24 protein-coding genes and 1 tRNA gene are annotated in these 23382 nt (G+C 74.1%); 12 read left to right on the top strand and 13 right to left on the bottom strand.

All coding sequences use genetic code 11. From position 1 onward, the window contains the following. Positions 1 to 218: 218 nt before the first annotated feature. A complete protein-coding gene (locus ASG36_RS05970) occupies positions 219 to 2753 on the top strand; it encodes an ATP-dependent Clp protease ATP-binding subunit (protein WP_055760660.1) in 2535 nt (844 codons plus the stop codon). Positions 2754 to 2814: 61 nt separating this feature from the next. On the opposite strand, the gene ASG36_RS05965 is transcribed toward ASG36_RS05970, so the two are convergent. Further along, a complete protein-coding gene (locus ASG36_RS05965) occupies positions 2815 to 3702 on the bottom strand; it encodes an A/G-specific adenine glycosylase (RefSeq protein ID WP_055760657.1) in 888 nt (295 codons plus the stop codon). A gap of 34 nt (positions 3703 to 3736) precedes the next feature. After that, the gene (locus ASG36_RS05960; RefSeq protein WP_055760654.1) at positions 3737 to 4042 is read right to left on the bottom strand and encodes a putative quinol monooxygenase; all 306 of its coding nucleotides are present in this window, start codon (positions 4040 to 4042) and stop codon (positions 3737 to 3739) included. Between the two features lie 89 nt (positions 4043 to 4131). Between ASG36_RS05960 and ASG36_RS21790 the strand changes: the two genes are divergently transcribed. After that, positions 4132 to 4842 carry a hypothetical protein gene (locus tag ASG36_RS21790; RefSeq protein ID WP_055760651.1) on the top strand — a complete coding sequence of 237 codons (711 nt, stop codon included), beginning with the start codon at positions 4132 to 4134 and terminating at the stop codon, positions 4840 to 4842. 6 nt (positions 4843 to 4848) lie between these two features. On the opposite strand, the gene disA is transcribed toward ASG36_RS21790, so the two are convergent. The 3 genes from disA to ASG36_RS05940 all read right to left on the bottom strand — a co-directional run bounded on the left by disA (position 4849) and on the right by ASG36_RS05940 (position 7985). Continuing rightward, positions 4849 to 5934, bottom strand: coding sequence for a DNA integrity scanning diadenylate cyclase DisA (gene disA, locus ASG36_RS05950; protein WP_055760648.1), 1086 nt, complete (start codon positions 5932 to 5934; stop codon positions 4849 to 4851). A 95-nt stretch (positions 5935 to 6029) separates the two neighbouring features. Continuing rightward, complete coding sequence (radA, locus tag ASG36_RS05945) at positions 6030 to 7394, bottom strand: DNA repair protein RadA (protein WP_200944341.1); 1365 nt, start codon at positions 7392 to 7394, stop codon at positions 6030 to 6032. Positions 7395 to 7433: 39 nt separating this feature from the next. After that, entirely contained in the window at positions 7434 to 7985 is a 552-nt protein-coding gene (locus ASG36_RS05940) for a copper chaperone PCu(A)C (RefSeq protein WP_055760645.1), read from the bottom strand. Positions 7986 to 8086: 101 nt separating this feature from the next. Here ASG36_RS05940 and ASG36_RS05935 point away from each other — a divergent pair, with 101 nt between their 5' ends. Further along, positions 8087 to 9688, top strand: a complete 1602-nt coding sequence (locus ASG36_RS05935; RefSeq protein ID WP_235494624.1) for a cryptochrome/photolyase family protein — start codon at positions 8087 to 8089, stop codon at positions 9686 to 9688. Here the strand turns inward: ASG36_RS05935 and ASG36_RS05930 are convergent. Beyond that, a complete protein-coding gene (locus ASG36_RS05930) occupies positions 9685 to 10491 on the bottom strand; it encodes a UbiA family prenyltransferase (protein WP_235494622.1) in 807 nt (268 codons plus the stop codon). The two genes, ASG36_RS05935 and ASG36_RS05930, sit on opposite strands and share 4 nt — an antisense overlap. A 184-nt stretch (positions 10492 to 10675) precedes the next feature. Between ASG36_RS05930 and ASG36_RS05925 the strand changes: the two genes are divergently transcribed. Genes ASG36_RS05925 through ASG36_RS05900 form a run of 6 tightly spaced genes read left to right on the top strand, consistent with a single transcriptional unit; the run spans position 10676 to position 15151 of the window. Beyond that, positions 10676 to 11158: a CarD family transcriptional regulator gene (locus tag ASG36_RS05925; protein WP_029337651.1), complete on the top strand. Its 483-nt coding sequence runs from the start codon at positions 10676 to 10678 to the stop codon at positions 11156 to 11158. A gap of 38 nt (positions 11159 to 11196) precedes the next feature. Then, positions 11197 to 11865 (top strand): 2-C-methyl-D-erythritol 4-phosphate cytidylyltransferase, encoded by a 669-nt coding sequence (ispD, locus tag ASG36_RS05920; RefSeq protein WP_055760640.1) that lies wholly within the window; start codon positions 11197 to 11199, stop codon positions 11863 to 11865. Beyond that, positions 11862 to 12374, top strand: a complete 513-nt coding sequence (gene ispF / locus ASG36_RS05915) for a 2-C-methyl-D-erythritol 2,4-cyclodiphosphate synthase (protein ID WP_200944340.1) — start codon at positions 11862 to 11864, stop codon at positions 12372 to 12374. Before ispD ends, ispF begins: the two co-directional genes overlap by 4 nt. Continuing rightward, positions 12371 to 13777 carry a cysteine--tRNA ligase gene (cysS, locus tag ASG36_RS05910; RefSeq protein WP_055760637.1) on the top strand — a complete coding sequence of 469 codons (1407 nt, stop codon included), beginning with the start codon at positions 12371 to 12373 and terminating at the stop codon, positions 13775 to 13777. The genes ispF and cysS overlap by 4 nt, the downstream gene beginning before the upstream one ends. Positions 13778 to 13814: 37 nt before the next feature. Further along, positions 13815 to 14777, top strand: a complete 963-nt coding sequence (rlmB, locus tag ASG36_RS05905; RefSeq protein WP_055760634.1) for a 23S rRNA (guanosine(2251)-2'-O)-methyltransferase RlmB — start codon at positions 13815 to 13817, stop codon at positions 14775 to 14777. After that, a complete protein-coding gene (locus ASG36_RS05900) occupies positions 14777 to 15151 on the top strand; it encodes a cupin domain-containing protein (protein WP_055760631.1) in 375 nt (124 codons plus the stop codon). Before rlmB ends, ASG36_RS05900 begins: the two co-directional genes overlap by 1 nt. Here ASG36_RS05900 and ASG36_RS05895 read toward each other — a convergent pair whose 3' ends face one another. The 3 genes from ASG36_RS05895 to ASG36_RS05885 form a co-directional block, all read right to left on the bottom strand. Further along, positions 15152 to 16231, bottom strand: coding sequence for an ABC transporter ATP-binding protein (locus ASG36_RS05895; RefSeq protein ID WP_055760628.1), 1080 nt, complete (start codon positions 16229 to 16231; stop codon positions 15152 to 15154). A 52-nt stretch (positions 16232 to 16283) separates the two neighbouring features. Continuing rightward, the gene (locus ASG36_RS05890; RefSeq protein ID WP_055760624.1) at positions 16284 to 17561 is read right to left on the bottom strand and encodes a DUF445 domain-containing protein; all 1278 of its coding nucleotides are present in this window, start codon (positions 17559 to 17561) and stop codon (positions 16284 to 16286) included. 76 nt (positions 17562 to 17637) lie between these two features. Continuing rightward, complete coding sequence (locus tag ASG36_RS05885; RefSeq protein ID WP_082522806.1) at positions 17638 to 18951, bottom strand: S1C family serine protease; 1314 nt, start codon at positions 18949 to 18951, stop codon at positions 17638 to 17640. Between the two features lie 177 nt (positions 18952 to 19128). Here ASG36_RS05885 and ASG36_RS05880 point away from each other — a divergent pair, with 177 nt between their 5' ends. Continuing rightward, entirely contained in the window at positions 19129 to 19572 is a 444-nt protein-coding gene (locus ASG36_RS05880; RefSeq protein WP_157498580.1) for a hypothetical protein, read from the top strand. Here the strand turns inward: ASG36_RS05880 and ASG36_RS05875 are convergent. After that, positions 19563 to 20462 carry an NAD(P)-dependent oxidoreductase gene (locus ASG36_RS05875; RefSeq protein ID WP_055760618.1) on the bottom strand — a complete coding sequence of 300 codons (900 nt, stop codon included), beginning with the start codon at positions 20460 to 20462 and terminating at the stop codon, positions 19563 to 19565. The genes ASG36_RS05880 and ASG36_RS05875 overlap by 10 nt on opposite strands. A gap of 39 nt (positions 20463 to 20501) precedes the next feature. Between ASG36_RS05875 and ASG36_RS05870 the strand changes: the two genes are divergently transcribed. Both ASG36_RS05870 and ASG36_RS05865 read left to right on the top strand, forming a co-directional pair. Further along, positions 20502 to 20573 (top strand) — tRNA-Thr (locus tag ASG36_RS05870). An 89-nt stretch (positions 20574 to 20662) separates the two neighbouring features. Then, entirely contained in the window at positions 20663 to 20872 is a 210-nt protein-coding gene (locus tag ASG36_RS05865; RefSeq protein WP_055760614.1) for a dodecin, read from the top strand. Between the two features lie 3 nt (positions 20873 to 20875). On the opposite strand, the gene ASG36_RS05860 is transcribed toward ASG36_RS05865, so the two are convergent. From ASG36_RS05860 to ASG36_RS05850, 3 genes are all read right to left on the bottom strand, one after another. After that, the gene (locus ASG36_RS05860; protein ID WP_055760612.1) at positions 20876 to 21283 is read right to left on the bottom strand and encodes a Rieske (2Fe-2S) protein; all 408 of its coding nucleotides are present in this window, start codon (positions 21281 to 21283) and stop codon (positions 20876 to 20878) included. 27 nt (positions 21284 to 21310) lie between these two features. Further along, positions 21311 to 21712: a DUF5313 family protein gene (locus ASG36_RS05855; protein WP_235494620.1), complete on the bottom strand. Its 402-nt coding sequence runs from the start codon at positions 21710 to 21712 to the stop codon at positions 21311 to 21313. 139 nt (positions 21713 to 21851) lie between these two features. Beyond that, positions 21852 to 23198, bottom strand: a complete 1347-nt coding sequence (locus ASG36_RS05850; protein ID WP_055760605.1) for a hypothetical protein — start codon at positions 23196 to 23198, stop codon at positions 21852 to 21854. Between the last annotated feature and the right edge of the window lie 184 nt (positions 23199 to 23382).

Here is a 23382-nt window from a genome sequence, read left to right as displayed (position 1 = left end):
GGCGTAACCGGGGCGGAACACCGGTCCGGGACCGTCAGTTGTGCAGGGCAGACGCAGGAGCGGAGGGTGTGCACGCACGCTCCCGACCCCGCGTCGGTGACTACAGTGGAACGACCGGTGCCCCGTCCTCGGACGGACAACAGTCGACGACGTCGGCAGCACCACCCCGCGAGGGGAGCAGCACCGCACGTCCGAGCCGGTCAGAGGGGAAGCAGCAGATGTTCGAACGGTTCACCGACCGAGCCCGTCGGGTCGTCGTCCTGGCTCAAGAAGAAGCCCGGATGCTCAACCACAACTACATCGGCACCGAGCACATCCTCCTGGGTCTGATCCACGAGGGTGAGGGTGTCGCCGCGAAGGCGCTGGAGTCCCTGGGCATCTCGCTCGAGGGCGTGCGCCAGCAGGTCGAGGAGATCATCGGACAGGGCCAGCAGGCCCCCTCCGGTCACATCCCCTTCACCCCGCGGGCCAAGAAGGTCCTGGAGCTCTCGCTGCGCGAGGCCCTCCAGCTCGGCCACAACTACATCGGCACCGAGCACATCCTGCTCGGCCTCATCCGCGAGGGCGAGGGCGTCGCCGCCCAGGTGCTGGTCAAGCTCGGCGCCGACCTGAACCGGGTCCGCCAGCAGGTCATCCAGCTGCTCTCGGGCTACCAGGGCAAGGAGCCGGCCGCTGCCGGCGGCCCCGCCGAGGGCACCCCGTCGACCTCGCTGGTCCTCGACCAGTTCGGCCGCAACCTGACCCAGGCCGCCCGCGACGGCAAGCTGGACCCGGTCATCGGCCGGGCCAAGGAGATCGAGCGGGTCATGCAGGTGCTCTCCCGTCGCACCAAGAACAACCCGGTGCTGATCGGTGAGCCCGGCGTCGGCAAGACCGCCGCCGTCGAGGGCCTGGCCCAGGCCATCGTCAAGGGCGAGGTGCCCGAGACGCTGAAGGACAAGCAGCTCTACACCCTCGACCTCGGCGCTCTGGTCGCCGGTTCCCGCTACCGCGGTGACTTCGAGGAGCGGCTGAAGAAGGTCCTCAAGGAGATCCGCACCCGCGGCGACATCATCCTGTTCATCGACGAGATCCACACCCTCGTCGGGGCCGGTGCCGCCGAGGGCGCGATCGACGCCGCCAGCATCCTCAAGCCCATGCTGGCCCGTGGTGAGCTGCAGACCATCGGTGCCACCACGCTGGACGAGTACCGCAAGCACCTGGAGAAGGACGCCGCGCTCGAGCGTCGCTTCCAGCCCATCCAGGTCGCCGAGCCGACGCTCGCCCACACGATCGAGATCCTCAAGGGCCTGCGCGACCGCTACGAGGCGCACCACCGGATCAGCATCACCGACAGCGCACTCGTGGCTGCCGCGACGCTGGCCGACCGGTACATCTCCGACCGGTTCCTGCCCGACAAGGCGATCGACCTGATCGACGAGGCCGGCGCCCGCATGCGCATCAAGCGGATGACCGCCCCGCCGGACCTGCGCGAGTTCGACGACCGGATCTCGGCCATCCGCCGGGAGAAGGAGTCGGCGATCGACGCCCAGGACTTCGAGAAGGCGGCGAACCTCCGCGACAAGGAGAAGCAGCTGCTGGGCGAGAAGGCCGAGCGCGAGAAGCAGTGGAAGGCCGGCGACATGGACGTCGTCGCCGAGGTCGACGACGAGCAGATCGCCGAGGTCCTCGCCAACTGGACCGGGATCCCCGTCTTCAAGCTCACCGAGGAGGAGACCACGCGTCTGCTCCGCATGGAGGACGAGCTCCACAAGCGGATCATCGGCCAGGAAGAGGCCATCAAGAGCGTCAGCCAGGCCATCCGGCGCACGCGTGCGGGTCTCAAGGACCCGCGTCGTCCGGGCGGTTCGTTCATCTTCGCCGGCCCCTCGGGTGTCGGTAAGACCGAGCTGGCCAAGACGCTGGCGAACTTCCTCTTCGGCGACGACGACGCGCTCATCCAGATCGACATGAGCGAGTACCACGACAAGTTCACCGTGTCGCGGCTCGTCGGTGCCCCTCCCGGCTACGTCGGTTACGACGAGGGCGGCCAGCTGACCGAGAAGGTGCGGCGCAAGCCGTTCTCGGTGGTCCTCTTCGACGAGATCGAGAAGGCCCACGCCGATGTCTTCAACACGCTGCTGCAGGTGCTGGAGGACGGGCGGCTGACCGACGGTCAGGGCCGGATCGTGGACTTCAAGAACACGATCCTGATCCTCACCACGAACCTCGGCACCCGGGACATCTCCAAGGCCGTGGGTCTGGGCTTCCAGGTCGGCAACGACGACCAGAGCAACTACGAGCGGATGAAGCTCAAGGTCAACGAGGAGCTCAAGCAGCACTTCCGGCCCGAGTTCCTCAACCGCATCGACGACATCGTCGTGTTCCACCAGCTGACCGAGAACGAGATCGTGCACATCGTCGATCTCATGCTCAACCGGGTCGAGACCCAGCTGTCGAACAAGGACATGTCGCTGGAGGTGACCCCCGCGGCCAAGAAGCTGCTGGGCTCCCGTGGCTTCGACCCCGTGCTCGGTGCGCGACCGCTGCGTCGAACCATCCAGCGCGAGATCGAGGACACGCTCTCGGAGAAGATCCTCTTCGGCGAGATCGCCCCCGGGCAGATCATCGTCGTCGACGTGGAGGAGAACGCCGACCCCACCAAGTCGACGTTCACCTTCCGCGGTGAGGCCAAGCCGATCGACCTGCCCGACACCCCGCCGGTCGCCCTCTCGGGCGCCGACGGCGACGAGGACAGCGCACCCAGCGCGTGATCTGAGCACCACCTGACGAGGGCCGTCACCTGCACACGCGGGTGGCGGCCCTCGCCGCGTCTCAGGAGGGGAGGGCGAACCTGTCGTCGTCGGTCTGCACGACCAGGCCGTCCACCAGCAGCGAGTCCAGGCAGCGGGAGCGCTGGACGGCGTCGGACCACACCGCGTCCAGTTGCGTCGCCTCCACCGGGCCGGGGGCCGCCCGCAGGACGTCCAGGAGCCGCCCGCGCACCTGGCGGTCGGTGCCGGCGAACTTCTGCACCTTCTTGGGCGGCCCGTCGTACGGCGGGGAGCCGGCCAGCCGCCAGGTGCACACCGTCCGCACCGGACAGACCCCGCAGCGCGGCGTGCCGGCCACGCACACCAGGGCGCCGAGTTCCATGACGGCCACCGAGAACCGGACCGCGCGGTCGTGGTCGGCCGGGGCCAGGGACGCGATGTCGTCCAGGTCGGTGGCGCGGGCCGGGGCGGCCTCGGCCCGGCCGTGCACCAGGCGGGCGACCACCCGCCGCACGTTGGTGTCCACCACCGGCTGGCGTTGCCCGTAGCCGAAGCAGGCCACCGCCCGGGCGGTGTAGGTGCCGATCCCGGGCAGCGACTCCAGCACCGCCACGTCGTCGGGGACGACGTTGCCGTGCTCGGCGGCGATCGCCGCAGCAGCCGCCTGCAGACGCATCGCCCGGCGCGGGTAGCCGAGCTTGCCCCAGGCGCGGATGACGTCGCCGGGGGAGGCGGCGGCGAGGTCGGCCGGGGTGGGCCAGCGGTGCAGCCACTCGCGCCACAGCGGCTCGACTCGGGCGACGGGGGTCTGCTGGAGCATCACCTCGCTGACCAGCACCGCCCAGGCGTCCACCCCGGCGACCCGCCAGGGCAGGTCCCGGGCCGCCCAGGCGTACCAGTCGACGACCAGGTCGCCGGGGGAGCTGTCGGTCGTGGGGGAGGAGCTCACGGACAGCCAGTCTCCCAGCCGCCCCTGAGGCCCGTCAGCCGCCGTAGGGCGCGGTGGCCGACACCTCGTGCACGGTGATGGTGGGCTCGGCGGTGACCAGCGGCGGCAGGGCCGCCAGCAGCGCGGCCAGGCCGGGGGTGCCCATGTGCCTGTCCAGGTCCTCCCGGGTCTCCCACTCCTCGACCGAGACCAACGCGTTGGGGTCCTCCAGGTCGGCGTGGAAGGCGTAGGAGAGGTTGCCCTGCTCCTGGCGGGAGGCGCGGGCGGCCTCGACGAGCAGGGCGACGAGGTCGGCCCGTCCGTCGGGGCGGGCGAGGGCACGGGCGACGACGAGGATCACGGGCGGAGCGTGGCACGCGGCCGTGGTCGGCGCCAGGCGCCGCGGCGAGCCGTCCGCGCCGGTCGGCGTCGGACGGTTAGCGTCACAGGGTGCTGCATCCGGTCGGCGAGCTGCCTCCCGCCGTCTACTGGCGGCGGCGTGCGCTGCTGCTCGGTCTGCTGGTCGCCCTCGTCGTCGGGGGCGGGTGGGCCGTGGTGTCCGCCGTGGCCGGTGGCACCGACACCGCGGCCGTCGCCGAGGACACCGGCGCCGACTCCCCGGTGCTCCCCGCGCCGTCCCTGGAGCAGGTCGTGCCCTCGTTGGCCGCCGGGGAGACGCCCACCGCGCCGGCCCCCACGACGACCGAGCCGGCCCCGGTGGAGCCCGCGCCGGCCCCGGAGACGCCCGCCGGACCCGTCTACACCGAGGGCCAGGCCTGCGGCGACGACATGATCGCCGTCGGGGTCTCCGCCGACCCGGCGCAGGCTGCCGTGGGCAGCAAGCCGACGTTCACGCTGACGGTCACCAACACCTCGCCGGTGTCCTGCACGCGCAGCCTGGACGCCGGGCTGCGCGAGATCGTGCTGCTCGACGGTGCCGGCACCCGGCTCTGGGGCAGCCAGGACTGCTTCCCCGAGGCCAGCAGCGAGCCCCGCACGCTGGCCGCGGGCGAGGTGCTCGCCTACCCGCTGGTCTGGGGCGGGCTCACCAGTTCGCCCGGCTGCGCCACCGACCGGGTCACCCCGGCGCCGGGCGCGTACCAGCTGCAGGCCCGGCTGGACACCGCGGTCGGCCCCGCGGTCCCGTTCAGCCTGGTCTGAGCCCGGTCAGCTGTAGCGGTCGAGGATCGAGGTCTCGGCCAGCCGGGACAGCCCCTCGCGGATGCCGCGGGCCCGGGCCTCCCCGACGCCCTCGACGGACAGCAGGTCCTCGATGGTCGCGGCCAGCAGCTTCTGCAGTCCCCCGAAGTGGACGACCAGCTTGTCGATGATCCCGGCGGGCAGCCGGGGCACCCGGGCCAGCAGCCGGTAGCCACGTGGGCTGACCGGGGAGTCCAGCGCGTCGGGTGAGGTGGGGAGCCCGTAGCAGCGCGCCACCGCGGAGAGGTCGAGCAGCTCGGTGGCGGTGAGGGCGCGCAGGTCGGTGAGGACCTCCTCGCCCGCCGGCGTGCGGCGCCCGTCGGTGGGCAGGTAGTCCCGGACCAGCAGGCCCCGGTCCTCCTCGACGCCGGCCAGCATCTCGTCCAGCTGCAGGGCCAGGAGCCGCCCGTCGGTGCCCAGCTCGACGACGAAGCCCTCGATCTCGTCGGCGATCCGGCGGACCATCTCCAGCCGCTGGCTCACGCTCATCGCGTCGCGGACGGTGACGAGGTCCTCGATCTCCAGCGCGGACAGCGTGGAGGCCACCTCGTCGAGCCGGAGCTTGTACCGCTCGAGGGCGGCGAGGGCCTGGTTGGCGCGGGCCAGGATCGTCGTGGGGTGCTCGAGGGTGTAGCGGCGGCCGGCGACGTAGACGCTGATGATGTGCATCGACTGGCTCACCGACAGCACCGGGAAGTCGGTCTGCAGGGCGACCCGCTCGGCGGTGCGGTGCCGGGTGCCCGACTCCTCGGTGGGGATGGTCGGGTCGGGCATGAGGTGCACGCCGGCGCGGACGATCCGGGTGCCGTCGTAGGAGACGATCACCGCGCCGTCCATCTTGGCCAGCTCGCGCAGCCGGGTGGCCGACAGCGCGACGTCCAGGGCGAACCCGCCGGTGCACAGGGACTCCACGACCCGGTCGTAGCCCAGCACGATGAGCGCGCCGGTGCGGCCGGCCAGGATCCGTTCCAGTCCGTCCCGCAACGCCGTCCCCGGCGCGATCCGTCCCAGGAGCTCGCGGAGGGCGACCTCGGGGTCCACTGCGGGGGGCACTCGCGCTCCTGACGTATGCGGGTGGTGCGAGGGCTGAGTCTAGGTGACGCCCTGGCCGGGGGCCTGGGCTCCGGTGCGCCGGGACCGCGGGGGGCTCAGAACAGCTTGTGGAACAGCGCGCCCAGGTCGGCGACCTCGACCAGGCGCATCCCGGGCGGGGCCTGTCCGGCGTCCGGGGGGACGAGCGCCACGGTGTAGCCCTGGCGGGCGGCCTCGGCCAGCCGCCGGCCGGTCCCGCCGACCCGTCGGATCTCACCCGAGAGCCCGACCTCGCCCAGGGCGATGACGTTGCCCGGGACCGCGCGGTCCTTGCTGGCCGAGGCGATCGCCAGCGCCAGGGCCATGTCGGCCGCCGGCTCGGTGATCTTCACCCCGCCGACCGAGGCGGCGAACACGTCGGCGTCGGCCAGCCGCACCCCGCCGCGCCGCTCGACCACGGCGTTGATCATCGCCACCCGCTGGGGGTCCAGGCCGCTGACCGCGCGGCGCGGTGACCCGCCGCCGGACGGGGCAACCAGCGCCTGCACCTCGGCCAGCAGCGGTCGGCTGCCCTCCATGGTCACGGTCACGGCGCTGCCGGCCACCGGGGAGGTGCGGCGGGAGACGAACAGGTGGGAGGGGTCGGGGACGCCGATGACGCCGCCGTCACCGATCTCGAAGCAGCCGATCTCGTCGGCCGGGCCGAACCGGTTCTTGGTGGCCCGGACCATGCGCAGGGTCGAGTGCCGCTCGCCGTCGAAGCTGATCACCACGTCGACCAGGTGCTCCAGTGCGCGGGGCCCGGCGATCGCGCCGTCCTTGGTGACGTGCCCGACCAGGATCACCGTCATCCCGCGCGCCTTGGCGATCCCGGTCAGCGCACTGGCCACGGCGCGGACCTGGGTGGCGCCGCCGTCGGTGCCGTCGACGGCGGGGGAGCGGACGGTCTGCACGCTGTCGAGCACGAGCAGGGTGGGGTTGACGTCCTCGATGTGCGAGAGCACCGCGGACAGCTCGGTCTCCGCGGCCAGGAACAGCTCGTCGTGCAGGGCGCCGATCCGCTCGGCGCGCAGCCGCACCTGGGCCGCGGACTCCTCCCCGGACACCACCAGGGTGGGCCCGTTGCTGGCCGCCACCCGGTGGGCGACCTCGAGCAGCAGCGTGGACTTGCCGACCCCGGGCTCACCGGCCACCAGCAGCACCGCGCCGGGCACCAGGCCGCCGCCCAGCACCCGGTCGAACTCCTCGATGCCGGTGGGCACCGCGCGGGCACCGGCCAGCTCGACCTGGGCGATCGGACGGGCCCGGCCGGTGGTGGGGCCGGCCTGGACCGAGCGGAGGCCGCCGCTGGCGGTGGCGCCGACCTCGGCGATCGTGCCCCAGGCCTGGCACTCGGGGCAGCGACCGACCCACTTGGCGGAGGCGTAGCCGCACTCGGTGCAGCGGTGGCCGGGGCGGGACTTCAGGCTGGTCGGTGGCACGGCTCCATCGTGCCCGGTGGGTACGACAGAACCGTGCGGCTACTCCTCGCCGTGGAAGTCGAAGCCCTCGCCGCGCGGGAGGTCCAGCGCCGGGGTGCCGACCAGCACCGGGAGGGTGACCTCGCCGGCGTTCTCGAAGGTCATCGTGACCTGCAGCGCCGTGCCGGGGGTGAGCTCCTCGGTCAGCCCGACGAGGGTGACCGCCGGGCCGCCGTCGCCGACGTAGACGTTGCCGCCGGCCGGGATGGTCAGCTCGGTGGTGGGCTCGGTCGCCTCGGGGTCGGCCTCGGGGTCGACGATCTCCACGGACTCGAAGCCGTCGCCGGAGATGTCGGTGAGCACGTCGGCGGTGGGCCCGGAGTTGGCGATGGCCACCAGCAGGCGGGCGTCGTCCCCGGCCTCGTACAGCCCGTTGGTCGGGTAGGCGGTGGTCGCGGTGCGCAGGTGGATGTCGCCGAGGTCGGCCTGCCCGCCGCGGATGTCGCGGTCCTGGGTGGCGGTCTGGGCGATCTGACCGGCGCTGCAGGAGGTCAGGAGCACCGGGGACAGCAGCAGCGCGCCGACGGTGGCGGTGCGCAGGACGCGGTTCACGGCGGGGGACCTCCAGGAGCAGCACGGCCACCGGACGTCGGTGGCTCGAGTCGCGCTGAGCCTAACGGTCTGCCCACCATGCGCGCGGGGAGGTGAGGCACGTGGCCGCACACAGCACGCAGGAGCACGCCGTGGACGCCGAGGACGACGGGCGGGCACCGGACGACCCGGCCCTCGCCGACTTCCCGGAACGCGCGCCGGACACCCGGCGCTGGTGCTTCGCCGACCAGCTCGGCCCGCACTTCCTGGACGACCCGCACCAGGAGGTGCTGCTGGTCGAGTCCCGTGCGGTCTTCCGCCGCCGCCGGTTCCACCGGCAGAAGGCCCACCTGGTGCTGTCCGCGCTGCGGCACCGCGCCGCCGAGCTCGGCGACCAGGCGGTGTTCCTGCAGACCGACACCTACGGCGAGGCGCTCGACCGGGTCGAGGGCCCGGTGAGCGTGTGCGCACCGACCACCTGGGGCGGCCGGGACTTCGTGCTGGCCCGCGACGGGCTGCAGGTGCTCGCCGCCCGCGGCTTCGTGACCAGCCAGGCCGACTTCGCGACCTGGGCGGGCGGTCGGTCGAACGGCCGGCGCGGCCGGGCGCTGCTGATGGAGGACTTCTACCGCGACGCCCGCCGCCGGCACGAGGTGCTGATGGACGGCGCCGAGCCCGTGGGCGGGCGGTGGAACCTGGACGCCGACAACCGCGAGCCCCCGCCCAAGGACGGCCGCTCCCCGGCGCCGGAGCCCTGGATGCCGGCCGAGGACGAGATCGACGAGCAGGTGCGCGCCGACCTGGACCGGTGGGAGGCCGACGGCGACGTCTCCTTCGTCGGGGACGACGGTCCGCGGCTGTTCCCGGTCACCCGCCGGGAGACGCTGCACCGACTGCGTGACTTCCTGGACCACCGGCTGGCCGCCTTCGGCCCGCACGAGGACGCGATGCTGGCGGGCGAGCCGTGGCTGGCGCACTCGCTGCTGTCCGCGCCGATGAACCTGGGCCTGGTCGACCCGGTCGAGGTCGTGCACCGCGCCGAGGCGGCCTACCGCGACTCGGTGGGCGACGGTGCCGGGCTGCCGCTGAACTCCGTCGAGGGCTTCGTCCGCCAGGTCATGGGCTGGCGCGACTACATCTGGCACCTCTACTGGTTCCTGGGTCGCGACTACCGGGAGGGCAACGCCCTCGAGGCGCACGCCGCCGTCCCCGACTGGCTGGCCGACCTGGACACCAGCCAGGTCGACGCCGCGTGCCTGGCCGGGGTGGTCGGCGACCTGCGGGCCCGCGGCTGGGTGCACCACATCCCGCGGCTGATGGTGCTGGGCAACTACGCCCTGCAGCGGGGCATCGCCCCGCAGGCCATGACGGACTGGTTCCACCGGCTGTTCGTCGACGGCTACGACTGGGTGATGGTGCCCAACGTGGTCGGCATGAGCCAGCACGCCGACGGCGGGGTGCTCGCCACCAAGCCCTACGCCTCGGGCGGGGCCTACATCGACCGGATGAGCGACTACTGCGGTGGCTGCCGGTACGACCCCAAGAAGCGGATCGGGGAGGACGCCTGCCCGTTCACCGCCGGCTACTGGGGGTTCCTGGACCGGACGCGGGAGAAGCTCGCCGGCAACCACCGGATGTCGCGCCCCCTGGCCGGGCTGGAGCGGCTGAAGGACCGCGCCGAGGTCGTCGACCAGGAGCGCCGGAGGGGGACCGACCCCTTCTAGCGGAGCGAGCCGCCGCCGGCGAGCAGCAGGACGACGTCGACGACGGTGAGCAGCATGACCGCCGGGAAGGCGGCCCGGCGGAAGCGCTCGGTGCCGGCGAGGGCGGCCACCACCAGCGCCGGGACGGCGACGACCACGGCCACCCAGCCCAGCGGGGTGGGCGGGCCGGCGGGGCCGAGCACCAGGACGAGGGACGCCCCGCCCAGCAGCAGTGCCGCGACGAGTGCCGACGCCGTGGCGCCCAGCCGGTGGGGGAGCCCGCGCACCCCGGTGGCGGCGTCGTCCTCCAGGTCGGGGGCCACGTTGGCCAGGTGCGCGGCCCCGCCCAGTGCGGCACCGGCGGCGACCAGCCACCACGGGGCGGCCGGGGTGCCGGGGGCCGCGGCCACCACGCCGGCCGGGAGCAGGCCGAAGGCCACCAGGTAGGGCACCAGCGAGGCCGCGGTCCGCTTGAGCCCGGCGTTGTAGGCCCAGCCGCCGGCGACGACGCCCAGCAGCAGCACGCCGGGCGCGGGGCCGAGGGCCAGGGAGAGCACCACCGCGAGCGCGAGGGCCACCAGCGCCGCCGCACGCAGCCGGGCCGGGGTCACCAGACCCTGCACGGTCGGCTTGTCCGCGCGGGCGACGGCGGCGTCCCGGTCGGCGTCCAGCCAGTCGTTGCTCCACCCGATGGAGGCCTGCCCGGCGAGCACCGCGAGGGTCACCAGCACCGTCCGGGCGGGCCCGACCCCGGCGGTGACGGCCAGCAGCGCGCCCACCGCGGTGACCGCCACGGTGGGTCCCAGATGGGTCGCCAGGGCCATCGCGAGCACCACCCGACCGGCCCCCGGACGGTCCCCGTCACCCGCTGCAGGCACACCCACCATCCCCTGTCAACCCCACTCTGACCAGCAACAAGCCTCTGACCTGCACGTTTGGCAGGACCAACCAGATCCGTAGCACCCGTCCCGTGGTATTCTGGGGTCCAGCGAAAGGGGCTACACACACATGGGCTTCACCGTCGGCGAGACCGTCGTCTACCCGCACCACGGAGCAGCGCTCATCGAGGCGATCGAGCAGCGCACCGTCAAGGGAGTCGAGAAGGCCTACCTCGTGCTCAAGGTCGCCCAGGGCGACCTCACCGTACGAGTACCAGCAGACAACGCCGAGATCGTGGGCGTTCGTGACGTGGTCGGGCAGGAGGGCCTGGACAAGGTCTTCGAGGTCCTGCGCGCCCCGCACACCGAGGAACCGACCAACTGGTCGCGTCGCTACAAGGCCAACCTCGAGAAGCTGGCCTCCGGTGACGTGAACAAGGTCGCCGAGGTCGTGCGCGACCTGTGGCGTCGCGACAAGGACCGCGGCCTGTCGGCCGGGGAGAAGCGGATGCTCTCCAAGGCCCGCCAGATCCTGGTCAGCGAGCTCGCGCTCGCCGAGGGCACCAACGAGGACAAGGCCGAGATCCTGCTCGACGAGGTCCTCGCCAGCTGAGCACCGCGCCCCACCAGAACCACACCCGGACCACTCCCGTGCACGCTGTCGGCATCGTCGCAGCGGCCGGGAGTGGTCTGCGTCTGGGCCACGAACGCCCCAAGGCCCTCGTCGAGCTCGCCGGCCGGCCCCTGGTCGCCTGGGCGGTGCAGACCCTGCTCGAGGGCGGGGTGCAGCGCGTCGTCGTCGCCGTCCCGGCCGCCGACCGGGCCGCCTTCGCCGCAGCGCTCGGGCCCGACGTCGAGTTGGTCGAGGGCGGGGACACCCGCACCGCCTCGGTCCGCGCCGCACTGGCTCTCGCCCGCGAGGACGTCGACGCCGTCCTGGTGCACGACGCCGCCCGCCCGCTGACCCCGCCGGACGTCGTCGCCCGGGTGCTCGCGGCGCTGGCCGCCGGTGCCCCGGCCGTCGTCCCCGTGCTGCCAGTCGTCGACACCACGGTGTCCGTGGCCGCCGACGGGTCGGTGACCACCGAGGTCGCCCGGGCCGCGCTGCGCCGGGTGCAGACCCCGCAGGGCTTCCACCGGCAGGCCCTGGTCGCCGCCTACGCCGCCGCGCACGGCAGCGCCGCGGAGTTCACCGACGACGCCTCCGTCGTCCGCGCCTCGGGCGTGCCGGTCACCACCGTGGACGGCGACGAGCGGGCCGCCAAGATCACCGTCCCCCACGACCTCCGTCTCGCCGAGCTCCAGGTGGCCGCCCCGTGACCCAGCCCGTCCTGCCCCGCGTGGGCACCGGCACCGACGTGCACCCGGTCGAGGCCGGGCGCACCTGCTGGCTGGCCGGTCTCGAGTGGCCCGGCGTGGACGGCTGCGCCGGGCACTCCGACGGCGACGTCGTGGCCCACGCCCTCACCGACGCGGTGCTGGCGGCCGCCGGTCTCGGTGACATCGGCGGGCTGCTGGGCACCGACGACCCGCGCTGGGCCGGGGCCCGGGGCGCCGACGTCCTGGTGCACGTGCGGGAGACCCTGGCCGCCGCCGGGTGGGTCGTCGGCAACGCCACGGTGCAGCTGGTCGGCAACACCCCGAAGGTCGGCCCGCGTCGCGCCGAGGCCGAACGGGTGCTCACCGCGGCCCTCGGTGCCCCGGTCGGGCTGACCGCCACCACCACCGACGGGCTCGGGCTCACCGGTCGCGGCGAGGGACGGGCGGCGATCGCCACCGCGCTCGTGGTCCGGACCGGTGGCGGGGCCTCCGTAGACTCCGCCCGGTGAGCCTCCGCCTGTACGACACGGCCGCGCGTGCCGTGCGCGACTTCACGCCCCTGCGTGCCGGGCGGGCCTCCATGTACGTCTGCGGTCTCACCGTCCAGGGCCCGCCGCACATCGGGCACGTGCGGGCCGCGCTGGCCTTCGACGTGCTGCGCCGCTGGCTCACCCACGACGGCCTCGACGTCACCTTCGTGCGCAACGTGACCGACGTCGACGACAAGATCCTCGCCAAGGCCGAGACCGCCGGTGTGGAGTGGTGGGACTGGGCCTACCGCAACGAGCTGGCCTGCACCCGGGCCTACGACCTGCTGGGCACGCTGCCGCCCACCTACGAGCCGCGGGCGACCGGCCACGTGCCGGAGATGATCGAGATGATCGCCCGGCTGGTCGAGCGTGGGCACGCCTACCCGGCCGGTGGTGACGTGTACTTCGACGTCCGGTCCTGGCCGGCGTACGGCGAGCTGACCGGGCAGAAGCTCGAGGACCTGCAGCCGGCCGCCGACAGCGACACCGACGACCTCAAGCGCGACCCCCGGGACTTCGCGCTGTGGAAGGCGCACAAGGCGACCGACCCGGCGACCGCGTCCTGGGACACCCCCTGGGGTCGGGGCCGGCCGGGCTGGCACCTGGAGTGCTCGGCGATGGCGCACAAGTACCTGGGTGCGGAGTTCGACCTGCACGGCGGCGGGCTGGACCTGCGCTTCCCGCACCACGAGAACGAGCAGGCGCAGTCGCGCGCCGCCGGCGACCCGTTCACCCGGTACTGGCTGCACAACGGCTGGGTCACCCTGGGCGGGGAGAAGATGAGCAAGTCGATGGGCAACACCGCCCTGGTCGACGACGTCGTCACCCGGGTCCGGCCGGTCGAGCTGCGCTACTACCTCATCGCCCCGCACTACCGCTCCACCATCGAGTTCACCGAGGACGCCCTGGCCGAGGCCGGTCAGGCCTACCGGCGGCTGGAGTCGTTCGTGCGGCGGGCGGCCGAGCGGGTCGGTGCCGACGCCGGGGAGCCGGTGCTGGCACCGGAGTTCACCGCCGCGCTGGACGACGACCTGGCCACCCCCGCCGCGGTCGCCGCCGTGCACGAGGCCGTCCGGGTCGGCAACACCGCGCTGGCCGACGGCGACGGGACCGCGGTCGCCGCGGCCCTGGGCTCGGTGCGGGCCATGCTCGCCGTGCTCGGGCTGGACCCGCTGGACCCGCACTGGGCCGGGTCCAGCGGCAGCGACCCGCGGCTCGCCGAGGTCACCGACGGTCTGGTCCGGCTCGCCCTGGACCAGCGTGCGGCGGCCCGGGCCCGCAAGGACTTCGCGGCGGCCGACGCCGTCCGCGACCAGTTGACCACCCTCGGCGTCAGCGTCGAGGACACCCCGTCCGGCCCCCGCTGGGAGCTCTCCCGGTGAGCCGGACGGCAGCAGCACGGAGAGAGGTGACCCGCTGATGGCGGGCAACAGCCAACGACGCGGACGGTCGGCAGGCGCCGGCAAGAAGACGGCGACCGGGGGCACCGGCGGGAAGAACCGCCGGTCCCTGGCCGGCCGGGGGGCCACCCCCAAGGCCGAGGACCGGCCCTACCACCCGGCGCACAAGCGGGCCAAGCAGGTGCAGGTCCGCCGCGAGGGCCGGGCCCGGGTGCAGCGCCGCAACGAGGAGACCCCCGAGCTGCTGCTCGGGCGCAACCCCGTCGTGGAGGCGTTGCGCGCCAGGATCCCGGCGACCGCGCTCTACGTGGTCACCGGCGACACCAGCCGCGGCGGCACCGACGAGCGGATCGCCGAGGCCGTGCAGCTCTCGGCCGACCGCGGGCTGCCGCTGCTCGAGGTGGGCAAGGCCGAGTTCGACCGGATGAGCGACGGCGCGCTGCACCAGGGCATCGGGCTGATGGTCCCGCCCTACGAGTACGCCCACCCCGAGGACCTGCTCGACATCGCCCGGGACAGCCAGCGGCCGCCGCTGATCGTCGCCCTGGACGGGATCACCGACCCGCGCAACCTGGGTGCCGTCGTCCGGTCGGCCGCGGCCTTCGGCTCGCACGGCGTCGTCGTCCCGCAGCGTCGCGCGGTCGGCATGACCGCCTCGGCCTGGCGCACCAGCGCCGGTGCCGCGGCCCGGATCCGGGTCGCCCGCGCGGTGAACCTCGCCCGCGCGGTGCAGGGGTACCAGGAGGCCGGGTTGCAGACCGTCGGGCTGGCTGCCGACGGCGACATGAGCCTGCACGACTACGACGGTCTGGCCGACCCGATCGCGCTGGTCGTCGGCGCCGAGGGCGCGGGCCTCTCCCGGCTGGTGCGCGAGCGCTGCGACGTCGTGCTGAGCATCCCGATCTCCAAGGACACCGAGTCGCTGAACGTCAGCGTCGCGGCCGGCATCGCGCTCTACGCGGCGGCCTCGGCCCGCCGCTGATGCCGGGCACGGCGGAACGGCTCGGACTCGAGCCCCACCCCGAGGGTGGCTCGTTCCGCCGCACCTGGACCGCGCCCGCGGCCGACGACGGTCGGCCGCGGGCCACGGCGATCCTGTTCCTGCTGGCCACCGGGGAGTCCTCGGCCTGGCACACCGTCGACGCCGACGAGCTGTGGCTCTGGCACGGCCCCGGCCGGCTGCGGCTGCAGGTCGGGGACGACGTCGTCGAGCTCGGCCCGGAGCACGTCCAGGCACTCGTGCCGGCGGGCGTGCGTCAGCGGGCAGAGCCGGTGGACGGCGAGGTGCTGGTCAGCTGTGTGGTGAGCCCCGGCTTCGAGTGGGCCGGGTTCACCCTCGACGGACCGCCGGCCTGATCAGGTGGCGAGCCGCCGGCCGTCCTCCGGGTGGAACAGGTGCTGCTCGCCGGGGCGGACCGACAGGTCGACCGTCGAGCCCATGACCGGGGGCGTGCGCCCGTCGACCCGCACGACCATCTGCTGGGCCTCGCCGCCGTGCCGCACGGTGCCGTGCAGGTAGGCGTCGGCGCCGAGCTCCTCGACCAGCCGGACGTCGAGCTGCAGGCCGGTGGGGGAGCTCGACAGCTCGAAGGACTCCGGCCGGATGCCGATGGTGACGGTGTCGGTGACCCCGGTGAGGGCCTCGCGGGGGACCGGGACGGTCAGCCCGCCGACGGTGACGCCGTCGGCGGTGACCGGGGCGGTGAGGATGTTCATCGCGGGGGAGCCGATGAACCCGGCGACGAACACGTTGGCCGGGGTGTCGTAGAGCTCGCGCGGGGTGGCCACCTGCTGGAGCAGCCCGTCCTTCAGCACCGCCACCCGGTGGCCCATGGTCATGGCCTCGGTCTGGTCGTGGGTGACGTAGAGCGTGGTGGTGTTCAGCTCGCGCTGCAGGTTCGCGATCTCCGATCGGGTCTGCACGCGCAGCTTGGCGTCGAGGTTCGACAGCGGCTCGTCCATGAGGAACACCCGGGGCGAGCGGACGATGGCCCGGCCCATCGCGACGCGCTGCCGCTGGCCACCGGAGAGCGCCTTGGGCTTGCGGTCGAGGTAGGCGGTGAGGTCGAGCATCCCGGCGGCCTTGGCCACCCGGTCCTTGATCTCGGCCTTGGGGGTCCCGGCCAGCTTGAGCGCGAAGCCCATGTTCTCCCCGACCGTCATGTGCGGGTAGAGCGCGTAGTTCTGGAAGACCATGGCGATGTCGCGGTCCTTGGGGGCGGCGTCGGAGACGTCGCGGCCGTCGATCCGGATCTCGCCGGCGTCGACGTCCTCCAGCCCGGCCAGCATCCGCAGCGCGGTGGACTTCCCCGAGCCGGACGGGCCGACGAGGACGAGGAACTCCCCGTCGGCGACCTCGAGGTCCAGCGCGTCCACCGCGGGGGTGTCGGAGCCGGGGTAGATGCGGGATGCCTGCACGTAGGCGACCTGAGCCATGCCCGCGACAGTAACCGGGGTCACCCGGCGTCGCAGCCGGGGTCGGTGCAGGTCAGCCCAGCAGTTGGGCCACCGAGTAGATGACCAGCCCGGCCAGGCCGCCCACCACGGTGCCGTTCACCCGGATCCACTGCAGGTCCCGACCGACCTGCAGCTCGATCCGGCGGCTGGTCTCCTCGGTGTCCCAGCGGGCCACGGTGCTGCTGACCAGCTCGGCGAGGTCCCCGGCGAACCGGTCGACGACGTAGCCGGCGGCCCGCCGGGTCTGGGTCTGCACCAGGTCGCGGGTGGTGGGGTCGGTCTGCAGGAGCACCGCACCCTGCCGGATGAGCCCGGCGATCCGGACGCGCAACTCGGAGTCGGGGTCGGCGGCCGCGGCGAGCACGGCGTTCTTCGCGGTGGTCCACAGCGACCCCGACCAGGTGCGGACGGCGGGGTGGTCGACCAGCTCGGCCTTGAGCTCCTCGACCCGGGCGGCGGTGGCCGGGTCGGTGCGCAGGTCGTGCACGTAGGTGCGCAGCCGCTGGTCGTAGGAGCGACGCAGCTCGTGCCGGGGGTCCTCGCCCACCTCGGCGAAGAAGCCCTGGAGCAGGGTGAACACCTTGTCGAAGAGCCGGTCGTCGACCCAGATCGGCACCCAGCTGGGCGAGGCGTCCCCGAGCTGGGCGCGGAACACCGCCTGGTTCTCCTCGAGGAAGGCGGCCAGCGCCTTCAGCCCGGCGCTGAGCACCTCCTGGTGCCGGTCGCCCTCGATGACCAGCTCGATCGCCCGAGCCAGCGCCGGGGCGGCCGGGGTGTCCCGGAGCTTGCGGTCGACCAGCGCGGCGACGGCGGGCTGCAGGTCGTCGTCCTTCAGGAGGTCGCCCAGTGCCCCGAGCGCGACGCCGGCGTCCCCGGCCAGGCGTTCGGCCCGGCCCGGAGCCGCCAGGAAGTCCCCGATCCTCCCGGGCACGTCGACGGCGGCGAGCCGCTCGTCGACCACCGCGCGGGTCAGGAAGTTCTCCTGGACGAAGGCGCCGAGGCTCTCCCCGATCTGGTCCTTCTTGCGCGGGATGATCGCGGTGTGCGGGATCGGCAGCCGCAGCGGGTGCCGGAAGAGCGCGGTGACGGCGAACCAGTCGGCCAGCGCCCCGACCATGGACGCCTCGGCGGTGGCCCGGACGTAGCCGACCCAGGTGCGGTCGCCCCCGAACAGCACGCAGACCAGGAAGACCACCGCGGCGAGCACGAAGAGCCCGGTCGCCAGCCGCTTCATCTTCTGCAGGTCGCGGGCCCGGGCGGGGTCGTCGAGCGCCCCGGTCAGGGGGAGGGACGTCCGGGGTGCCGACACCGGACCAGCCTAGGAGGGCCCGGACGTGCGACGACCCGGCACTCCGGGTGGAGTGCCGGGTCGTCCGTCGTCGGCCTCAGCTGGTGGCGGTGCCCAACGTGACGTCGACGGTGCTGGTGCTGTCCCCGCGGCGGACGGTCAGGGTGACCTTCTCGCCGGGCGAGGAGCTGCGCACCGCGGCGGTGAGCTCGGTGGAGGTGGTGATCGCCCGGTCACCGACCGCGGTGATCACGTCCCCGGCCTGGAGACCGGCCGCGGCGGCCGGGCCGCCGGACTGCACCTGGGAGACCTGGGCGCCCTCGCCGACCTGGGAGTCCCCGGAGGCGGTCTGGGCGCTGACCCCGAGCAGCGCGTGGCTGGCGCTGCCGTTCTCGACGATCTCCTCGGCCACCCGCTTGGCGGTGTTGGAGGGGATGGCGAACCCGACGCCGATGTTGCCGCTCTGGCCGGCCTCCTGCCCCGGCACCGAGGCGGCGGCGACCGAGGCGATCGCGGTGTTGATGCCGACCACCTCGCCGGCGGCGTCCACCAGCGCGCCGCCGGAGTTGCCCGGGTTGATCGCGGCGTCGGTCTGCAGGGCGTCGATGACCGTCTGCTCGGTGTCCGACCCGGTGGCGACGGCCCGGTCGGTGGCGCTGATGATGCCGTCGGTGACGGTGTTGGACAGGCCCAGCGGTGCACCGATCGCCACCGCGAGGTCACCGACCTGGACGTCGTCGGAGTCGGCGAACGTGGCCGGGGTCAGACCGCTGGCGTCGGACAGCTTGACCACCGCGAGGTCGGAGCTGGGGTCGGTGCCCACGACGGAGGCGTCGTAGAGGGTGCCGTCCGCCGTCCGCACCTGGACCGTGGCGGTGGAGGTGCTGCTGTCCAGCGTCACCACGTGGTTGTTGGTCAGCACGTAGCCGTCCTTCGTCAGGACGACGCCCGAGCCGGATCCGGACTCGCTGCTGCCCGAGACGTAGATCGTCACCACGCTGGGGGCGGCCTTGGCCGCTGCCGCGGTGGCCGACGTCGCGTCCTGCGGGTCGGTGATCACCACGCTCTGCGCCGAGGCGGCCGGGGTGGTGGCCGAGGAGTCCGAGCCGACCAGGCTGACCACCCCGGCCCCGGCGCCGCCACCGATCAGCGCGCCGGCGACGAGCCCGGCGACCCCGATCCGCCAGCGCCCGGTGCGCCGGGCCGGCTGCGGGGGCACGAAGACCGGGGGGAGGCCCGGGCCCGCGGTCGCGTACGAGGGGACGGCGGGCTGCGGCTGCCCGGTCCACCCCTGGTGCGGTGGCACGTGCGGCGAGGGGGCGCCGTAGGGCTGCTGGGGCGGCAGGCCCTGCGTCGGGTACCGGCCGGTGTTCTGCCCGGTCTCGTCGGCCGGGCGGTTCTGCTCGTTCACTGCTGTCCTCCCACCGTCGCGGAGGTGTTCTCCGCTCGTGGTGACGACGGTGCCCGGGCCGACTCTGCGCGCGCTGCACGTGGGCTGTGAGGTCCCTGCACGCCGGACATCCGACCGGGGCCCCCGGTGCGAACGCCGCACGTCCCGCTCCACCCCGACCGTGCACCAGGAGGCGTCGTGTCCGCCCGTGGTCTCGTGGGTCGTGGGCCGGGTGCCCCGGGTGTGGTGGTCCTGGCGGCCCTGTCGCTGGTCGTCGCGGTGCTGGTGGGGGGCCTGGCCGGGGTGCTGGTGGCGGTCGCGCTGGCCGGCCTGACGACCTTCGCCCTGCGGACCCGAGGGGGTCGGGCTGTGCCCGGCCCCGCGGTGCCGGGGTCCCCGGTGCTGGCCCCGGTGGCCGAGCTCAGCACCGACGCCCTGGGCCGGGAGTGGCTGCGCACCGCGGGCGCACTGGGTGCCGAGCTGGAGCCGGGGACGCGCCAGCACGTCGTCCGACGGCGGCAGGACACCCTCGACGAGCTGGAACGACGTGACCCCGCCGGCTTCGCCCGCTGGCTGGCCGACGGGGCCCGGGTGGACAGCGACCCCGCGTCCTGGGTGCGGGGCGACGCGCCTCAGCCCTGAGTCGTGAGCCCTGCGTACAGCGCGCCCATGTCGACGCCGGAGGGGTCGCCCACGCGGTCGGCCGCGACGGTCATGGTCTCCAGCACCGCTGCGGCCAGCCGGTCGCTCACCCCGGCCGAGCGCAGCGCCTCGACGATGAGACCGGCGTCCTTGATGGCCCCGGCCAGCGCAAAGCTCACCGGGAACTCCCCGGCCACCATCTGCGGGGCCTTCATCCGGGCGTAGGGGGTGTCCATCGCACCGCCGTCGATCGCGGCCAGGAAGTCCTCGGCGTCCAGACCCAGCCCCTCGGCCAGTGCGACCGACTGCGCGATGCCGGCGATCACCGAGAGCACCCAGGCGTTGGCGACCAGCTTCAGCGCGCTGCCGCGGCCGGCCTCGCCGACCCACTGCGTGCGGCTGCCGACCGCGTCCAGCACCGGGGCGAGGAGCGGCTCCACCTGCTCGCGCGGTCCGCTGGCCAGCATCACCAGGGCGCCGTCCTCCGCGGGCTTGCGGGTGCCGAGCACGGGGGAGTCGACGAGCACCAGGCCGAGCTCGTCGGCCAGCGCGATCGTGCGCGCCGCGCCCTCGACGCCGACGGTGGTGGTCTGCAGCCAGACGGTGCCGGCCGGGGGTGCGGCCTCGCGCACGACGGCCAGGGTGGAGTCGGCGTCGAAGAGCATGGTGAGGACGACGTCGGCACCGGCGACGGCCTCGGCCGGGGTGTCCAGGGCGAGGGCGCCGGAGTCGGTGAGCGCGCGGGCCTTGGCGGCATCGCGGTTCCAGGCGCGCACCGGGAGGCCGGCCCGGCGCAGCGACCGGACCATGCCGGCCCCCATCACGCCGGTGCCCAGCACCGCCACGGTCGGGTGTGTCGTCGGCTCGGTGGGTGTGTCGGTGGCGGTCATGCCGGGGATGCTGCCCCGGTAACCTGCTCGGCGCAGCACGCCCCGTTAGCTCAGTGGTAGAGCACCCGCCTTGTAAGCGGAAGGTCGTCCGTTCAATCCGGACACGGGGCTCCCTCCCCACCCGGCGGACCCCCGGGTCCCGTGCCAGGGTCGTGCCCAGTCCCGCCGGGTCCCCGGCGGCCCTGAGCGAGGAGACCGTCGTGAGCGACCACGTGTACCGGCTGAGCGAGATCGTCGGCAGCAGCACCACCAGCGTCGACGACGCCATCCGCACGGCGGTGGCCAAGGCCTCGGAGACCGTCCGCAACATCGAGTGGTTCCAGACCTCGGAGATCCGCGGCATGGTGTCCGAGGGTCAGGTGCAGTACTTCCAGGTGACGATGAAGATCGGCTTCCGCGTCGAGGACTGATCCTCAGCCGAGGACGACGTCCGAGCCCCGGACGGCCAGCGCCACCGGGGTGAGGCCCTCCTCGGCCGGGCCGTCCAGCACGTCCCCGGTCGCCGGGTCGAAGGCCGAGCCGTGGCACGGACAGCCCAGACCGCCGTCGGCGAGTGCCCGCACCGCGCAGCCCTGGTGCGGGCACTCGGCGTCCCACCCCCGGACGTCGTCCTCGGCCGGCCGGGTGACCAGCGTCCGCCGGCCGTCGACGTCCAGCTCGACGGCGCCGCCCACCGGGAGGTCGGCGACCGGCAGGACGACGTCCCCCGGTGCCGTGGCGTCGGAGGTGCGCACGGGCTCACCGGCGCAGGCGGTGAGCGACACCAGCGCGGCCGCCGAACCGGTGGCGGCGAACAGGGCGCGGCGGGACAGGCAGGTCACGGGGTCTCCGGGGGTCGTGCGGACCGGTCAGTCGTAGCTGCCGGCGCCGTCGCGGCGGTAGCGGGCGTGCCGTTCGACCTCATCACGGGCGGCCCGCTCGGCGCGGACCCGGGCCGTCGTCCCGGGCGGCCAGCCGGCCTTCACCGCACGGTGCTCGGTGGTCTCGGTCATGTAGGCCGCGGAGAACAGCAGGCCCAGGAACACCCCGCCGCCGGCCGCGGCGGCGCGGAACGCGAAGGGCACCACGGGCACGGCGACCAGGCACACCAGCAGCACCGGGCTCATCTGGACCAGGGCGCGCGCCAGGTGCCGGACCGGCCAGCTGCGGCGGGTCGTGTCCTCGAGCACCCAGCGGGAGTACGCCCGCGGGAGGCCACCGCCCATGGCGTACCAGAGCCACCGCAGCACGGGGGGACGGCGGTTCGGCACGCGCCCACGGTAGGCGTCTGTGCGCCGCCCGGGGCGGTGCTGTGCGGACGACGGCAGCGGGGCCGCCCCGGTCTCCCGGAACGGCCCCGCCTCCCGTGCGGTGGTGCGGTGGTGCGGTGGTGCGGTGAGTCCTCCGGGGTCAGGCGGAGGGGGTGCTGTTCATCCGGCGACGCAGCGGGCCGGCGCCCAGGGCGGCGCCACCGACGGCCAGCAGACCCAGGCCGAGGCCCAGCATCGGCAGGGGCTCCGCGCCGGTGTTGGCCAGCGCGGCCGGGCGGGCGGGGCCGCCGGCGATCGGGTTCACGACCGGGGTCGTGGTGCCGGGGGGCGTGACCGGCGGGGTGACCGGGGGCGTGCCGCAGGTGATGCCGCCGGCGATGTTCGTCGCGTCGACCCCGAGGGCGCCGATGCCCAGGTCCACGAGGTCCACCGGGGCCGTGACGGCTCCGGTGCCGTCCAGGTCCACGGCCAGGGTCAGGCCCAGGATCGAGGCGTCGACGACACCGGCCTGGACGTCGGCGTCGGTGATGGTGTTGAAGACGTAGGTCAGCGCCAGGCTGGGTCCGGTCTCCCCGGCCGGGGTCAGCGGCAGGTAGACGGTGTCGCTGCTGCCCTCGGGGAGGGCGACCGCGCCGCCACCGCCGGGGGTGGTGATGGTGCCCGTGGGGGCGGTGTAGTCGAGGACGGCTGCTCCGGTGGCGTCCGGCACCAGGGCGGTCAGCTGCCCGCCGGTCAGGTCGATGACCGTCTCGGCGTCGGTGCCGCCGAACAGGGTCAGCCCGGCGACGTCCAGGGTGGCGGTCGACTGCGTGCTCAGGCCCGGCTGGCCGGCCGCGACGAGGGCCACCGACGAGGTGGAGGTGACCTCGTCGGTCGTGACGAGGCCGGTGCCGGCGAAGTCCAGCAGGGAGACGTCGGTCAGCACGCTGCTGCCGAGCCCGAGGGGGGCGTCGGCGACCGGGCAGTTGTCCGCGCCGAGCGCCCGGGCGCCGGCGGTGTTGGTCACCAGGCCGGCGGTCAGGACCGGGCCGAGGTCGACCGTGGCGCTGGCGGTGTCGGGGGCGGCGTTGTCGGGGGGAGCGACCTGGCCGGCGTCCAGGGCGGTGAGGCCGGTGCTGGCCTGGTCGAGCTCCAGGGCGGCCGCGAGGTTGCTGGCCGTCGCGCTGGCGGTCTGCGGGTCGACCTCGGGGGCGTTGGCCGCTGCCGTGGCGTTGCCCAGCTCGACACCGGCGGCCAGGCCGACCGAGTCGACCAGGTCGGCGACGGTCCCGGTGAGGGTGCCGGTCGGGTCGGCGACGGTGAGGGCCGCGAGGAGCTCGGTGATGCCCGCGGTCGGGGCGGCGCCGACGGCCAGGAAGTTGGAGGACGCGGTGCCGCTGAAGGTCTGCCCGGGGGCGGCCATCGCGGGGGTGGCGAAGACGAAGGGGAGGGCGATGGAGCCGGCTGCCAGCAGGCCGGCCGTTGCTGCTGCGCGCTGACGCGCCATGGGAGCTCCCGGGGAGTGGGGTGTGCGTGGAGTGCGGATGTGGAAAAGCTAGGAGCAGGAACTGCTCGTTCCGGATCGCGTAGAGCCGTGTCCCTGCCGTTTCGGAACGAACACGGACGCGGGTGACTGTGCAGAGTTGTCCAGGTCGCGCCTCAGTGGTCCCAGGGCCCACGACAGCCCCATC

Origin of the sequence: Geodermatophilus sp. Leaf369 (genome assembly GCF_001424455.1) — a bacterium.
Lineage (GTDB): Bacteria > Actinomycetota > Actinomycetes > Mycobacteriales > Geodermatophilaceae > Klenkia.
Note: the sequence above shows the minus strand (reverse complement) of the source record. Positions and strands in the feature narration are given on the sequence as shown.